This is a genomic window from Marinobacterium mangrovicola (assembly GCF_004339595.1).
GTDB classification, from domain to species: Bacteria; Pseudomonadota; Gammaproteobacteria; order Pseudomonadales; family Balneatricaceae; genus Marinobacterium_D; species Marinobacterium_D mangrovicola.
Window position 1 is genome coordinate 36981 of sequence record NZ_SMFU01000008.1, and the last position, 14212, is coordinate 51192.

Sequence of the window (14212 nt, forward strand, 5' to 3'; positions counted from 1 at the left end):
AGGACAAGATAATGGATATGAAAACTCAAGGGATGCCGCTGGATGGGCTCCTGACCGTAGACCGCGATCGTCTCTGGAACAGCCTGATGGAACAGGGAAAGATCGGCGAAACCGACAAGGGCGGGCTCAATCGCCAGGCGCTGACCGACCTGGACCGCCAGGTGCGTGAACTCTTTATCAGCTGGGGCAAGGAGGCCGGTTGCGAGGTTTCCATCGACCAGATCGGCAATATTTTTGTCCGCCGCCCGGGTGTGGATAACTCGCTGCCGCCGGTGATGACCGGTAGCCACATCGATACCCAGCCCACCGGCGGAAAGTTTGATGGCTGTTTCGGTGTCATGGCTGGCCTGGAGTCGATCCGCCGCATGAACGATCTCGGCATCAAAACCCAGGCACCGGTAGAAGTAGTCGCCTGGACCAACGAAGAGGGCTGTCGTTTTCCGCCCTGCATGATGGGTTCTGGGGTGTTCACCGGTGAGTTCGAGCTGGAGCCGACCCTGGCGATCCGCGATGCCGAAGGCATCTCAGTGGGTGAAGCGCTGACCAAGATCGGCTTCGCCGGCGAAAAGCCGGTTCCCGGCCACCCGGTAGGGGCTTACTTTGAAGCCCATATCGAGCAGGGGCCGGTGCTGGAAGATGCCGAGAAAACCATCGGTGTGGTGATCGGCGCCCTCGGCCAGAAATGGTTTGATCTCAGCATCCAGGGTGTTGAATCCCACGCGGGCCCAACTCCTATGTCACTGCGCCACGATGCGGGCCTGGTGGCGGCTGAACTGATCACCTTCGTGAACCGAACAGCGCTGGAACATGCGCCTCACGGGCGCGGCACCGTGGGCTGCCTGGATCTGTTCCCAGGTTCGCGCAACGTGATTCCCGGCCAGGTCAACATGACCGTCGACTTCCGCCACCTGGAAGCGGATGCGCTGGATGCCATGGTGAACGGGCTGAAAGCGAAAATCGCCGAACTCGAAGCGTTGCATGGCGTTCAGGTCAGCCTGACGCCCACGGCCGACTTTGCACCGCTCTATTTTGCGGATAACTGCGTTTCCTACGTACGTGATGCGGCTGCAGGACTCGGTTACGGGCATATGGATATCGTCAGTGGCGCCGGTCATGACGCCATCTTTCTGGCGGAGAAAGCGCCTGCGGGAATGATTTTCGTACCCTGCGAGGGTGGTATCAGCCATAACGAGATGGAACGCGCGGACGCCGATGATCTGGCGGCCGGTGCATCGGTGCTGCTGAATGCGCTGGTGAATGCAGCAGGAATTGAGGAGGCCAAATGAGCAACAACGGATACGAAGAGATCGCCGACCTGACAGCTATGGAGCTGGGGCGTCTCTATCGTCTTGGCGAACTCTCTCCGCTGGACGCCACCCGTGCGGCGCTGGCGCGGATTGAAGCCTGCAACAGCGAAGTGAATGCCTACTGCCATGTGGCCGAGGAATCAGCCCTGGAAAGCGCCAAGGCCTCGGAGCAGCGCTGGCTCAAGGGTGAAGCGCTGGGGCCCATCGATGGTGTGCCCTCGTCGATCAAGGATCTGACCAAAGTGGCCGGCATGCCGATCCGCAGCGGCTCGCTGACCAGCGCCGATGAGCTGGCCACCGAGGATGCACCGTTCAGTGCCCGTATGCGCGAGGCCGGCGCCGTGATCCTGGGCAAAACCACCACACCGGAGTTTGGCTGGAAGGGCGTCACCGACAGCCGTGCCACCGGTGTGACCCGCAACCCCTGGGATACCGGAAAAACCGCGGGGGGCTCCTCCGGCGGTGCCGCAGCGGCGGCAGCGCTGAACATGGGTGTGCTGCACCAGGGCAGCGATGCCGGCGGTTCTATCCGTATTCCCGGCGGCTTCTGTGGCGTGTTCGGTATCAAGCCCACCTTCGGTTTTATTCCGCAGTGGCCGGCCAGCGCCATGACGACGCTGTCTCACTTAGGTCCCATGACCCGCACCGTTGAAGACAGCCTGTTGATGATGGATGCGGTGGCGCAGCCGGATCACCGCGACTGGTACTCCGACCGCAAATTTGACGGTTACTGGATCGATATTCTCGACCGTCCGCTGGAAGGGCTGAAGGTCGCTTACAGCCCGACCCTGGGCTACGTGGATGTGGATCCGGGCGTGCGCGCCTGTGTCGATCGCGCCGTGGCCGCGCTGATCGAACTGGGAGCCGAGGTGGAAGAGGTGGATCCCGGTTTCAGCGATCCGCTGGAGATGTTCTCCACACTCTGGTTTGCCGGTGCCGGCAAGGTGGTCAGCGGTATGAGCGAGGCGCAGCGGGATCTTCTCGATCCGGGCTTTCGCGCCATCGGTGAACAGGGCATGAAGATCGATATCGTCGATTACATGAAAGCGGTCGATGCACGAGCTGCCCTGGGGATCAAAATGGGCGAGTTCCATCAGCAGTACGACCTGCTGGTGACCCCGACTCTGCCGATTACCGCCTTTGAGGCGGGCCGCGATACCACCGACGACAGTCAGAAATACTGGATGGAGTGGACGCCGTTCTCCTACCCGTTCAACCTGACGCAGCAGCCTGCATCGACTTCACCCTGCGGGTTGGTAGATGGTTTGCCGGTCGGTCTGCAGATTGTTGGCGCCAAGGGCGCTGATGCGCTGGTGCTGAACGCCTGTCGTCGTCTCGAGCGAGCGCTGCCGATGCAGTGGCTGGGCCGCCCGAAAGCGGGTTCCAGAGGCTGATGCGATGAGTAAAAATCTGCTCGGGCAGATCAGCGATATCGATCTGCGTCTACTGAAAGTGTTCCGCACCGTGGTGGAGGCGGGCGGATTTGCCCAGGCAGAGGTGGAGCTCAACGTCAGCAGCTCGGCGATCAGTGCCAGCATGGCGGATCTGGAAAAGCGGCTGGGGCTGAGGCTTTGTCAGCGCGGCCGCGCCGGCTTTGCCCTCACCGATGAGGGCCGCCAGGCCTACCAGGCGCTGCTGCAGCTGCATACCGCACTGGATGGCTTTCGCACCGAGATCAACTCCATCCATCAGCAGCTTAAGGGGGAGCTGGTGATCGGTATCACCGATAACCTGGTCACCCTGCCGCATATGTCGGTAACTCGGGCGTTGGCGGCGCTAAAGGCGCAGGGACCGGCAGTGAGTATCGATATCCGTATGCTGTCGCCGGGCATCGTTGAGCGTGGCGTTGTGGATGGGCAGCTGCACCTGGGGGTTGTGCCTCAGGTGCAAAAGGTTTCCGGCCTGGTGTTCCATCCGCTCTACAGCGAAACCTCAAGCCTCTATTGCAGCGCCGAGCACCCGCTGTTTGCCTGCGACGATGCTGATATCGACAGGGCTCTGTTGGCCCGGCAGGAGGCGGTGGGGCAGAGCTTTGCGCCCAGCCCTGAGATGAAAAAACTGCTGGAACAGCTCAATGTCACGGCCCGGGCGTCGGACCGGGAGGGGATCGCCTTTATGATCCTGACCGGTCTGTATCTCGGTTTTCTGCCCGATCATTACGCCGAGCGCTGGGTGCAGTCTGGCCAGATGCGGGCGCTGTGTCCTCGGCAGATGAACTATGAAATGGAGTACGCGGCGATCACTCGTAAGGGTGTGCGGCCCAATATGGTGCTGGACACCTTTCTGCAAGCGCTGGGTGCAGTCCCTGACGCATAGTCAGGCGCATCTGAGCTATCCGATCTAGCGCCTTACCGGGCGCTTCTGCAGTTTGCGCTGCAGGGTGCGGCGGTGCATCCCCAGCGCCCGCGCGGTAGCGGAGATATTGCCTTCGTGCTCGGTCAGCACCTTCTGGATATGCTCCCATTCCAGCCGGTTTACCGACATGGGGTCGGAGCTGATCTGCTGGCTGGCGTCCGCTTCCTGCTGGTTCAGCGCCGCCAGAATCTGATCCGCATCGGCGGGTTTGGGCAGGTAGTTGGTGGCGCCCAGCTTGATCGCATCCACCGCCGTGGCGATGCTGGCGTAGCCGGTGAGGATCAGGATCTTCATTTCCGGGTTGAGTTCTCTCAGCCCGGCAATCAGCTCCAGCCCCGAAGGCCCCTCCATCTTTAGGTCGACGCTGGCCAGTGCCGGAATCTCCTCCCGGGCCTGGGTCAGCGCCTCCTCCACGTTGCGTGCCACGCTCACCGTGTAGCCGCGGCGGGTCAGCGAACGCGCCAGTACCCGTGTAAAGGTTGGGTCGTCATCGACCACCAGAAACTGCTCGCTCACTCTGCCTCCTTATGGCCGGAGCCTGCTGTCGGTAACCGGACTTCGGTCAGTGTACCGCCTTTGGGGTGGTCGTACAGTCTGACCTCGCCCTCATGCTGGGCCAGGGTGGTGGCAGTCAGAAACAGTCCTATACCCAGCCCCTTGCCCTTGGTGGTGACAAACGGCCGTCCCAGGTTGGCGGAGCTACTCAGCGGCAGCCCTGGTCCCTGGTCATGAATACGCAGCCAGACATTGCTCTTATCCCAGTCCAGCTCGATATCGAGTGGCTCTTCGCTGGCGTCGGCGGCGTTATTGAGCAGGTTGGTCAGCGCCTGTTTCAGCTGTGGGCTGGTGGCCACCAGAGGTGAATTTCCCGGCTGGGTGTCCCTGCGTTGATATTGAGCCTGGGGACGAATGATCTGCCATTCGTCGAGCAGCTCATCGAGCAGTACCTTCATCGGTTTTTCATGAGTCACGTCCGCATCGCGGGCGCTACGGGCCATCGTCTGAAGGCGGTCGGAGCAGGCGCTGACCTGCTGCTGCAGCAGGGCGATATCCTCGGCGGTCTCAGGATCATCCTTATGGGTCAGCGCCATATCCTTGAGGATTACGCTCATGGTGGACAGCGGCGTGCCCAGCTCGTGGGCGGTGCCGGCGGCAAAGGTGGCCAGAGACACCATCTGCTGGCCGCGAATGCGGCGTTCACGCTCGCGGTTCAGGCGCCGTTCCTGCTGGCGCATGGAGTGTTGCATCCGCACGAGGAACCAGGTGATCAGCAGGACCGTCAGCAGGAAGTTCATCCACATGCCGATGATATGCAGGTCGAACAGAGCGCCGAGGCTGAAGTGATGTTCGGTCTGGGGCGGTAGCACCGGCAGGTAGTAGCGCAGCAACGAACTGTAGAACAGCACTACGATCACCGCCATCAGCCAGGTAAAGCGCCAGGAAAGCGTGGCCGCCGAGATCAGCAGCGGTACCAGCAGCAGGAAAATAAACGGGTTGGTGGCACCGCCGGTCTGATAAATCAGCGCGCCGTAAAGAATCGCATCGGCGCAGAGCTGGGAAAACAGCTCACTCTCGGTGACCGGCCAGTTTGAATGCAGGCGCGCGTAGGTGAACAGGTTAATCAGCGCCATCATGCCGAGGGTGGCGCAGATCAGCCAGACATCGACGCCGGCGCCGACCACATAGATGGCGGCAAGCACCAGGGTGCTGAGACCGAACAGGATCAGTACGCGGGTGTAGGTCAGCTGTAACAGGGTTTCGTGATAACCGGGCATGGCAGGCTTAGCTCGTAGGTGATGGTCTATTGTAACTGGGCAAGCTGATATGACTGATGGGGCAGAATGTCGCAGTCACTGCTAAAAATGAATCCAAATGGTGACATAAAAACAGATTTAGTGATTTGTTTGGCAGCCGACATAATCCATAATAATTAAAGGGTAATCCTAGCGCCCAAAAAAACAGGGATGATCTGCTCCACGCAGGATGTGTGGACACTATAAAAATACTCTCTGTTGAGGCCTTTACTGCATGAACATCCGTAGTATTCGAGTCAAAAGTTCTATCCCAAGCGTGCTCCTCGCCGCCACCATTCTTATCTCTCTGGTTCTCTCTTCAGGCCTGTTGCAGTTGCAGCAGCGGGGATTCGAGCATCAGACCAATAGCTTTATGCCGGCTATCTCCACCGTGCTGAATGCGGATCGCGACCTGTATCAGGCGCGCGAGGCAGAGTTGCAGCAGATCTACGGTCAGGGTGACATGGATAAGCTGGAGGCCGATCGTCAGGAGAACGCCGACCAGGTCAAAGAGCGCTTCCAGACCTATCGTGAATATATGTCCGAGTATCCGGCAGTTGTGGATAGCTTCAAGGGGTTTGATCGGGCTTTCTCTGATTGGCTGGCCGCATCTGATCGGGTGGTCGCCAGTGCCGGAGCTTCCAGATCTGAGCTGGACGCTGCGGAAAAGAAAGCGTCAGAAGCGTTCAGTCATCTGCGCAGTATTCTAGACAAGGCTGGAGAGGCAGCGCAGACCGCAGCTGTTAGCGAGCAGGAAAGTATTGAGAAGGAGGTGGAATCCGCTCAATTGCTGAGCGAAATTATCATCGCTGTGGCCATCCTGATTGCACTCTTCGTCAGTTACATCGTACCCAAGCGACTGGCGCGGCAGACCTCTGATCTTACCGCCAGCGTGCGCGAGATCGCCGAGGGCGATGGTGACCTGACGGCGCGTGTCGATGCCCGGAGCCATGATGAACTGGGGGATCTGGGGCGTGAGTTCAACCACTTCCTGGACAAGCTGCAGACACTGGTTGGCTCCATCATGAACCAGTCCAATGAATTCGGGCGCCTGCTCGAGACGCTGTCGGAATCCTCGGATCGGACGCGGGAAATCACCGGTAGCCTCGGTAACGCCTCCAACTCTATCGTCAGTGCCGTGCATGAGATGAGCCTGGCCAACAAGGAGATGGCGACAGTGGCCAACGGCACCGCCCAGGAGGCCGAATCCTCCACAGAACTGGTCGAGCAGGGCGAAACGGTTCTCGAGCGAACCAACAGCCGTATCGCCGAGCTGGCCTCGGAAATGGAGCAGGCCAGGGCGCGCTCCGACGAGCTGGAGAAAGAATCCAACGAGATCGCTTCGGTGGTGGATGTGATCGGTGATATTGCCGAACAGACCAATCTGCTGGCGCTGAATGCCGCCATCGAGGCAGCCCGCGCCGGTGAGCAGGGCCGTGGTTTTGCCGTGGTTGCTGATGAGGTACGTGTCCTGGCCACGCGTACTCAGGAGAGTACCGGTCGTATCCAGGGCATGATCGAGCGGCTACAGAAGAGTGTCGTGCAGTCGGTGAAGGTGATCGATGCCGGCAAGGCCTCGGCGGATGATTCCATGGTGAGCCTGGGTGAACTCAACCAGATGTTCGCCTCGCTGCGTGAGTCCTTTACCCGTGTCAGCGATCTGTCGGTGCAGACTGCCCAGGCCACGGAAGAGCAGAGCGCCGTATCCGATGAGATTGGCCAGAACCTCTCTTCGCTCAATGATCAGACCGCCTCCGCCGCTGAAGTTGCCGAGGCGAACGAGGCGCTGGCGTCGGATATCAACCGGCTGTCACAGCAGCTGTCTCAGCTTGTGGGGCGTTTCAAGGTCTGATCGATTGTCGTACGGCTTCTGATCGGCGAGAATAACGCCTTTTCGAATCCTGACCGCCGGATTTTCCGGCGGTCGCGCATAAAGCTGGAAACCCCGTACCCATGTCTCAGAACGTTCAGCAGGAAGTGGCCAAGCGCCGCACCTTCGCGATCATATCCCACCCTGATGCCGGTAAAACCACCATTACCGAGAAGCTGTTGCTGATCGGTCAGTTGATCCAGGTGGCGGGCACCGTAAAGGGGCGGGGTAGCGATCGGCACGCCACCTCCGACTGGATGAGCATGGAGCAGGAGCGTGGTATCTCCATCACCTCTTCCGTGATGCAGTTTCCCTACAAGGAACGCACCGTAAACCTGCTTGATACCCCGGGGCACGAGGACTTTTCCGAGGATACCTACCGCACCCTGACGGCGGTGGATTCTGCGCTGATGGTGGTCGATGGCGCCAAGGGTGTCGAGGAACGGACCATCAAGTTGATGGATGTCTGTCGTCTGCGTGACACGCCGATCTTCTCCTTCGTCAACAAGCTCGACCGCGATATCCGCGATCCCATCGAGCTGCTCGACGAGATCGAAGAGGTGCTCAAGATCCAGGCGGCGCCGATCAACTGGCCGATCGCATCCGGTAAGCGCTTCAAGGGTGTTTACAACCTCTATACCGATACCCTGCATCTGTTTACCCCGGGCATGGGCCACACCCTGGCTGAGGAAAAACTGATCCAGGGCCTGGAGTCTGACGAGGCGAAAGCGCTGCTGGAAGACGAATACGAAGAGTTTGTCGACGAGATCGAACTGGTCCGTGGTGCGACCCATGAGTGGGATCAGGAAGCCTACCTGGCCGGCCAGCTGACGCCGGTCTACTTCGGTACCGCACTAGGTAACTTCGGTGTGCGCGAAATGCTCGATGACTTTGTCGACTGGGCGCCGGCGCCGCCTGCCCGCGCTACCGAAAGCCGCGATGTGGAGTCCAGCGAAGAGAAGTTCTCCGGCTTCGTATTCAAGATCCAGGCGAACATGGACCCCAAGCACCGTGACCGTATCGCCTTCATGCGTATCTGCTCAGGCTCATACAGCCGCGGTATGAAGATGAAACACGTGCGGATCGGTAAGGACGTGAAGATCGCAGACGCGGTCACCTTTCTGGCCGGTGATCGTGAAAACGTGGATACCGCCTGGTCCGGCGATATTATCGGTCTGCATAACCACGGTACCATCCAGATCGGCGACACCTTCACCGAAGGCGAACAGCTGAAATTCACCGGTATTCCGCACTTTGCGCCGGAGATTTTCCGCCGCGTGCGCCCCACCGATCCGCTGAAGATGAAACAGCTGCAGAAAGGTCTGCAGCAGCTGTCGGAAGAGGGCGCGGTGCAGCTGTTCCAGCCGATGAAGAACAACGACCTGGTACTCGGTGCTGTGGGTCAGCTGCAGTTCGACGTGGTCATGTTCCGCCTGAAGGACGAGTACAAGGTGGAGTGTGTCTACGAGGGGATCAGTGTGGCCACCGCGCGCTGGGTGGATTGCAAGGACAACAAGATGCTGGACGAGTTTGAGCGCAAGGCCTATGACAACCTGGCCTATGATGGTTCGGGCCTGCTGACCTACCTGGCACCGACCCGCGTTAACCTGTCTCTGACCGAAGAGCGCTGGCCGGATATCGCTTTCCGCGCCACCCGGGAACACTGATCCCGGTTAGCGCTTTATCTGCCAGGCCGTCTCTCCGGCGGCCTGCTTTCCCTTCTGTGCCATACTGCGTCATATGTTGATCGACTCTCACTGCCATCTGGATTTCCCCGTTTTCGACAGCTGTCGTGAACAGGTGGTTGAGCGTGCCCGTCATGCCGGGCTCGGCGCCATTGTGGTACCGGGCGTTACCTCTGAACATTGGCAGCGCTGCCTTGCTCTTTGTGCAAGCCGTTTTGAGGGGGTGTCACTCTATCCTGCGCTGGGGCTGCATCCCTGCTTTATGGATCAGCACGTCAAGGACGATATTCAACGTCTAGACGAAGAGGTCACCCGGCATCGCGAGGCGTTGGTGGCGATTGGTGAAATTGGCCTGGATTTCCAGATCGAGGGCTTCGATCCTGAATCGCAGACTGAACTTCTTGTAGCCCAGTTGAAGATCGCCAAGTCGGCCGATCTGCCGGTGTTGCTGCATGTACGCAAGGCCCATGACCAGGTGCTGAAACAACTGCGCCGTTTCGCGCTGCCGCGGGCGGGCATCGTCCACGCCTTCTCCGGTAGCGAACAGCAGGCGCAGGAATACGTGAAACTTGGTTTCAAGCTTGGCTTCGGCGGAGCGATCAGCTTTAGCCGTGCTACCAAATTGCGGCGTCTGGCTGCTGAGCTGCCGTTGAGCTCAATAGTGCTGGAGACCGATGCGCCGGATATGGCGTTGAGTGACTGGCGCGATCAACCCAATGAACCGGTGCGTGTGGTGGATGTGGCAGGAATTATCGCGCAGCTGCGGGAGTCCTCTGTCGAGGAGGTAGCGAGAACCACCTCCCGGACGGTAAAAGAGCTGCTGGATCTGAGGGGGCTGTAACCCGCGAGGCGTGTTATTCAGTCAGCGTAGATCGATTCGTGGGCTTCTTGCAGTACATCCCAGACCAGGTCGGTCTGCTCGTTGATCGGCAGGCGGAGATAGCGGCCGTTTTCGTCCACCGGTGACGCCTTGTAGTCGCCATTGGGCGGGTCGATCATCAATCGGGCCAGGCTAAGCGGATAGTTCGGGCCCTTGAGGTCGGTATCGTAGCCGCGCTCGATTTTCGGGATCAGATGCAGGGCAGAGGCGAATGGAATCAGGTCGCGGCAGCTGTTGCTTAGCCCCTGGCAAAGGCGCAGCTTTTCGCTATCCAGGGTGTAGAACTGATCGATGGTCGGGTCCTGCTTCAGCAAATCACCACCACAGCCGGCCAGCGAAAGGGTGATCAGGCCTGCCGTCAGTGCGGTTCTTGTCTTGCTTCCGGTGCGCATCAGCTCAAGTCCTTGTATGGGTTTTCCACGTCCAGGCTGATCGGGTTGCTGTAACCCGGCAGCTCGATTTGATGTTCGCTGATCTTCAGGTCTTCGCCGTTCAGCACCTGATGATCGTAGAGGTAGGTGGGGCGAACCAGACCGCGGGTGGCATTCAGGTCATAGGCGGCGGCCTTTTCCTGCGTCGCTTCGCGGCGCTTGCGCCAGTCGGTCATGGCGCTTTCACCGTGGCGACGGGCCAGCATCTGTTCGGTGACCTGCGGCGAGAACAGGGTTGCTGTGGCGTTATTGCCGCCGAAGCCCTTGGCGTTGATCAGTACGGAATCCATGCGGTCGATGCCGGTTTCCAGGTGCTGCAGCGGAATGTGCAGGCGGTTCTGGTGGACATCATCGGCGATCGCCTTGGTGGTGGTCAGGCCTGGAATAAAGCCGTAGTGCCAGAGTCCCAGTGCCGCAGCGATCTGATCGCCGCCTGCGGTGCCCTGGGAGTGACCGATAAACGCCTTGACGGCGGATACTGTCCAGTCGGAGATATCGAACGCCTGGGCGATCTCGTCGATAACATGTGACTCTGTCACCCGGTTCTGCGGTGTGCTGGTGCCGTGCGCGTGCACGTAGCTGCGCTGGCGCAGGGAGTCGTCGCCAAGCATGCTGCGGATCAGTGCGGCGGATTTACCCAGTGTCATGTAGTTGCCGATACCGGGGGCGGAGATCGATTTCTTGTGGCCATCGGCATGGACGTACACATCGGGTACGCAGCCGTGGATATCGGCGCCCAGCTCCAGTGCCAGATCATCGCTCATCAGTACCAGGAACTGGCTGGATTCACCGATGGTAAAGCCGCAGTTCTCTCCGAACGGACGGCAGGCGAGGCGGTAATGCTCTTCGCTGAGCTGATCCAGGCCATCGAGTGCGGCCAGCTGGCGGTCTTCCGCCAGAGCACCCATGGCCCGGAAACCTTCGATGATTTCGGGCGTTACCGGTGCATCTGAGCCGCCGATCATCGCCAGTTTGCAGCGACCGCTGCGGATGGCATCGACGCCGTTCTTCAGGTTGTAAAGGAAGGTGGCACAGGCGCCAAGCGCACCGCCAGTGGTGCCCACGTTACCGAGCAGATAGGCGTTGATGAAGTCAGCCGGCATCTGGGCGTAACCCAGTGGCATCTGCTTGGAGGTGGTGCGTTTCCCCAGCCCTGGGAATTTGGTCAGGCCGCCGAAACCGAGATCGTCCATCTGACCGATGGAGTTGCTGGCAAATACCGCGAGCTGGTCCGGTGCCAGGCGGGTCATGATCTCTTCGTAGCTGATACCCACCGAGCTCAGCGCGTCTGATGCGGCGTAAACGGCCATCTGCAGCCCGCGCGGATGGTTGCGTGACTGGTAAAGCTGGCCGGGGTGAAAACCGGTGGGCAGCATGCCGGCGCTCTGCACCTGGGCTTCACGGGTATCCGGGAAGATCAGGCTGCACTGACCGCTGACGCTCACTTCGACCTGGCCGCCGTCCAGCTCGGTAACCTGCCAGTTGTCCGGCAGTGTGCCGGGCAGATGGCGGCGACGCAGGCGGAACTTCAACACGTCGTCTGCGCCACTGATGTTGGCGGGGCGGTTGAACGTGACAGCGTGAACGTCAAACCAGTCCGGGTGGATACGGCGGATCAGTGTGTTGTCGAGAACAGCCGATTCTACCGCGGCTACCAGTTCCGCCTCGCTGACTTTTTCACCGTCTGCGTTGAGGTAGCTGCCATCCTCGAAGCTCGCCAGACCCATCAGGGTGGCGAGGCCGATAACCGTTTCCTGTCGCGTCTCAGGGTCGAGCTTGTCCATGATCAAACGGCGGTAGCCGTGATGGAAGGACGCTCTTCCGGCCGGGCTGATACCACCGAAGCCGACTATGACGGGAAGATGGGGCAAGGGGAACTCCTCGGGCTGTCACGCGGATAGAATAATACTAATTAAGTCTGTGGACATTTTATCGGGACTCAACGCTCTAAGCCAGTGCACTCGGGCGTGCTTTGAACATCTGACGTCGCGATTAAGGCGGTGGCTTGAGGGTTTGTTGGCAGCTTGCTTGGCTTTTTTCATTTCTTGTTAAGCTATGCTGGGCTACACAGTGACTGAATGATAGTTTGTGGATGGAACCGCTTGGGCCTTTGCGGGTCTGCAACAGGATGTTTTCTGGAATGACTGTAGGAGCAATACAATGATTCATAAAGCAACTGCGGTATCGATCCTGTCTCTTGCCTTGCTGGGAGGGTGCACCACACTGGACCCCTACACCCAGGAAAGCAAGACGTCTCAGGCCACCAAGGGCGCCGGTATTGGTGCCCTGAGTGGAGCGATACTGGGCGCGGTCATCGCTGATGACAGCGAAGGTGCGCTCGCCGGTGCAGCGCTGGGTACCGCCATCGGCGGTGGTATTGGCTACTACCAGGATCAGCAGGAGATGCGCCTGCGTCAGGAGCTCGAAGGTACCGGAGTACGTGTCGAGCGCATGGGCGATGATATCCGCCTGGTAATGCCCGGCAATATCACCTTTGCCACCGACAGCACCCGAATCGACTCCGGCTTCTACCCGGTACTGGATTCCGTGGCCAAGGTGTTGATGAAGTTCGATAAAACCCAGGTGGATGTGGAGGGTTATACCGACTCCACCGGTAGTGCTGAATACAACCAGGATCTTTCCGAGCGTCGCGCTCAGTCAGTGGCTCAGTACCTGATGTCGGTGGGTGTGGACCGTCTGCGTCTGAATGCGCGTGGTTACGGCGAACGCAACCCGATTGCCGATAACAGCAGTGCCTCCGGCCGTGCGATCAACCGCCGTGTTGAAGTGCGCATCCGCGGCACCCAGCGCTGATCTTTTCCGCTGGTGTCTACCCTGCATTCTCCATTGAATGCAGGGTGCCCGCCTCAGGTGCTGAATCGCAGCACCTGGGGGCGGCGTGAAAAGGTTGCAATAAAGTTTTCTTCCAGCGCGATCAATGTGCCGCAGTCCAGTGAGCCCTTGCCCGCGATCAGAATAGGGTAGGGTTTGCCGCCAAACAGCCCACGCAACGGCTGGTTGTCGACGTGGCCGATCCCAAGCTGTCCGAGACAGCCTCCCGCTGCCAGTGCCGCTGCCAGTTTGAGCGAGACTACGATATGGCCGTGGGGCGCGTTTTTCAGTAGCCGAAAGCCGCTGTCCACATCTGGCCCCACGTACTCCTTGTAAGCCTCGCCGGCTTCGGTAGCCGAGGGGATCTCCAGAATTTCGATCTCTATATTTTCCGTGCCGATCGGTGCCGCCCAGGCGCCACCACGCAGATACAGGCCGTGCAGGTCAAAGAGGCGCGCATTGTAGTCCGCCACCATGGCGGCAAAGGCTTCGACGATGCCGAGCGCTTCAGCTGCATTGGCGGGTTCGGCCAGGAAAATGATTTCGTCGCCTGCCACGCGCCAGACGCGCAGTGCCGGCAGGTCATCGTGCTCGATAAAGGCCAGGGCCAGTTTGCCCATCAGAACGGCGGGGGCTTCTTTGAAAAAAGCGGTGAATGGCCGCAGCCACTCTGGTGTGGTGTCACCGGCGCTATGTGCCTGTTTGTAGGCGGTGGCGCCGGCGATATCGGCCGACAACAATAACAGCGTTCGCGACTTCATGGGTTACTCCCATCCGAAACGCCTGTGCTGTCGGCGTCCCTCTCATCAGATGGCCGCGCTTTCCTCAAGGCGGTCAAACATGCCCAACAGCTTCTTCAGGCGCTCATCATTCTGAGAAACTTCCTGCTTGAGCTCATCGCGCACTGCGCGCAACTCGCTGATTTCCAGGCGCAGGGTTTCCACTTCTTCGATCAGTGAATCCAGTTTGTTTTCCAGTTCGGAAAAGATCTCGCTCGACATCAAATGACTCCCGTCTCTACACGCAGCAATAGTCCGGAGCGCAGACTAAGAGGGGGGA

13 protein-coding genes are annotated in these 14212 nt (G+C 59.6%); 7 read left to right on the forward strand and 6 right to left on the reverse strand.

Features of this window, described 5'->3' with window-relative positions:
* Positions 1-11 precede the first annotated feature (11 nt).
* From CLV83_RS08715 to CLV83_RS08725, 3 genes are read left to right on the forward strand one after another with little or no spacing between them, the layout of a single operon-like run.
* The gene (locus CLV83_RS08715) at positions 12-1286 is read left to right on the forward strand and encodes a Zn-dependent hydrolase (protein WP_243642343.1); all 1275 of its coding nucleotides are present in this window, start codon (positions 12-14) and stop codon (positions 1284-1286) included.
* The gene (locus CLV83_RS08720; protein WP_132290611.1) at positions 1283-2701 is read left to right on the forward strand and encodes an amidase; all 1419 of its coding nucleotides are present in this window, start codon (positions 1283-1285) and stop codon (positions 2699-2701) included. Before CLV83_RS08715 ends, CLV83_RS08720 begins: the two co-directional genes overlap by 4 nt.
* A 4-nt stretch (positions 2702-2705) precedes the next feature.
* The gene (locus tag CLV83_RS08725; protein WP_132290614.1) at positions 2706-3623 is read left to right on the forward strand and encodes a LysR family transcriptional regulator; all 918 of its coding nucleotides are present in this window, start codon (positions 2706-2708) and stop codon (positions 3621-3623) included.
* Between the two features lie 24 nt (positions 3624-3647).
* On the opposite strand, the gene CLV83_RS08730 is transcribed toward CLV83_RS08725, so the two are convergent.
* Together CLV83_RS08730 and CLV83_RS08735 are read right to left on the reverse strand one after the other, a co-directional pair.
* On the reverse strand, positions 3648-4178 hold the full coding sequence (locus CLV83_RS08730) for a response regulator transcription factor (RefSeq protein ID WP_132290617.1): 531 nt from the start codon (positions 4176-4178) through the stop codon (positions 3648-3650).
* Complete coding sequence (locus CLV83_RS08735; RefSeq protein ID WP_132290620.1) at positions 4175-5437, reverse strand: ATP-binding protein; 1263 nt, start codon at positions 5435-5437, stop codon at positions 4175-4177. The genes CLV83_RS08730 and CLV83_RS08735 overlap by 4 nt, the downstream gene beginning before the upstream one ends.
* 253 nt (positions 5438-5690) lie before the next feature.
* Between CLV83_RS08735 and CLV83_RS08740 the strand changes: the two genes are divergently transcribed.
* From CLV83_RS08740 to CLV83_RS08750, 3 genes are all read left to right on the forward strand, one after another.
* Positions 5691-7307: a methyl-accepting chemotaxis protein gene (locus tag CLV83_RS08740; protein ID WP_132290623.1), complete on the forward strand. Its 1617-nt coding sequence runs from the start codon at positions 5691-5693 to the stop codon at positions 7305-7307.
* Positions 7308-7408: 101 nt separating this feature from the next.
* Positions 7409-8992 carry a peptide chain release factor 3 gene (locus CLV83_RS08745; RefSeq protein ID WP_132290626.1) on the forward strand — a complete coding sequence of 528 codons (1584 nt, stop codon included), beginning with the start codon at positions 7409-7411 and terminating at the stop codon, positions 8990-8992.
* Between the two features lie 73 nt (positions 8993-9065).
* On the forward strand, positions 9066-9851 hold the full coding sequence (locus CLV83_RS08750) for a TatD family hydrolase (protein ID WP_132290629.1): 786 nt from the start codon (positions 9066-9068) through the stop codon (positions 9849-9851).
* Positions 9852-9868: 17 nt separating this feature from the next.
* Here CLV83_RS08750 and CLV83_RS08755 read toward each other — a convergent pair whose 3' ends face one another.
* Complete coding sequence (locus CLV83_RS08755; RefSeq protein ID WP_132290632.1) at positions 9869-10282, reverse strand: hypothetical protein; 414 nt, start codon at positions 10280-10282, stop codon at positions 9869-9871.
* Positions 10282-12192, reverse strand: a complete 1911-nt coding sequence (locus CLV83_RS08760; RefSeq protein WP_132290635.1) for a beta-ketoacyl synthase — start codon at positions 12190-12192, stop codon at positions 10282-10284. The genes CLV83_RS08755 and CLV83_RS08760 overlap by 1 nt, the downstream gene beginning before the upstream one ends.
* Positions 12193-12481: 289 nt before the next feature.
* Here CLV83_RS08760 and CLV83_RS08765 point away from each other — a divergent pair, with 289 nt between their 5' ends.
* Positions 12482-13135, forward strand: a complete 654-nt coding sequence (locus CLV83_RS08765; RefSeq protein WP_132290638.1) for a YiaD family glycine zipper/OmpA-like lipoprotein — start codon at positions 12482-12484, stop codon at positions 13133-13135.
* A gap of 53 nt (positions 13136-13188) precedes the next feature.
* On the opposite strand, the gene CLV83_RS08770 is transcribed toward CLV83_RS08765, so the two are convergent.
* Entirely contained in the window at positions 13189-13914 is a 726-nt protein-coding gene (locus tag CLV83_RS08770) for a hypothetical protein (protein WP_132290641.1), read from the reverse strand.
* 45 nt (positions 13915-13959) lie between these two features.
* Positions 13960-14154, reverse strand: coding sequence for a cell division protein ZapB (zapB, locus tag CLV83_RS08775; RefSeq protein WP_132290644.1), 195 nt, complete (start codon positions 14152-14154; stop codon positions 13960-13962).
* Positions 14155-14212 lie beyond the last annotated feature (58 nt).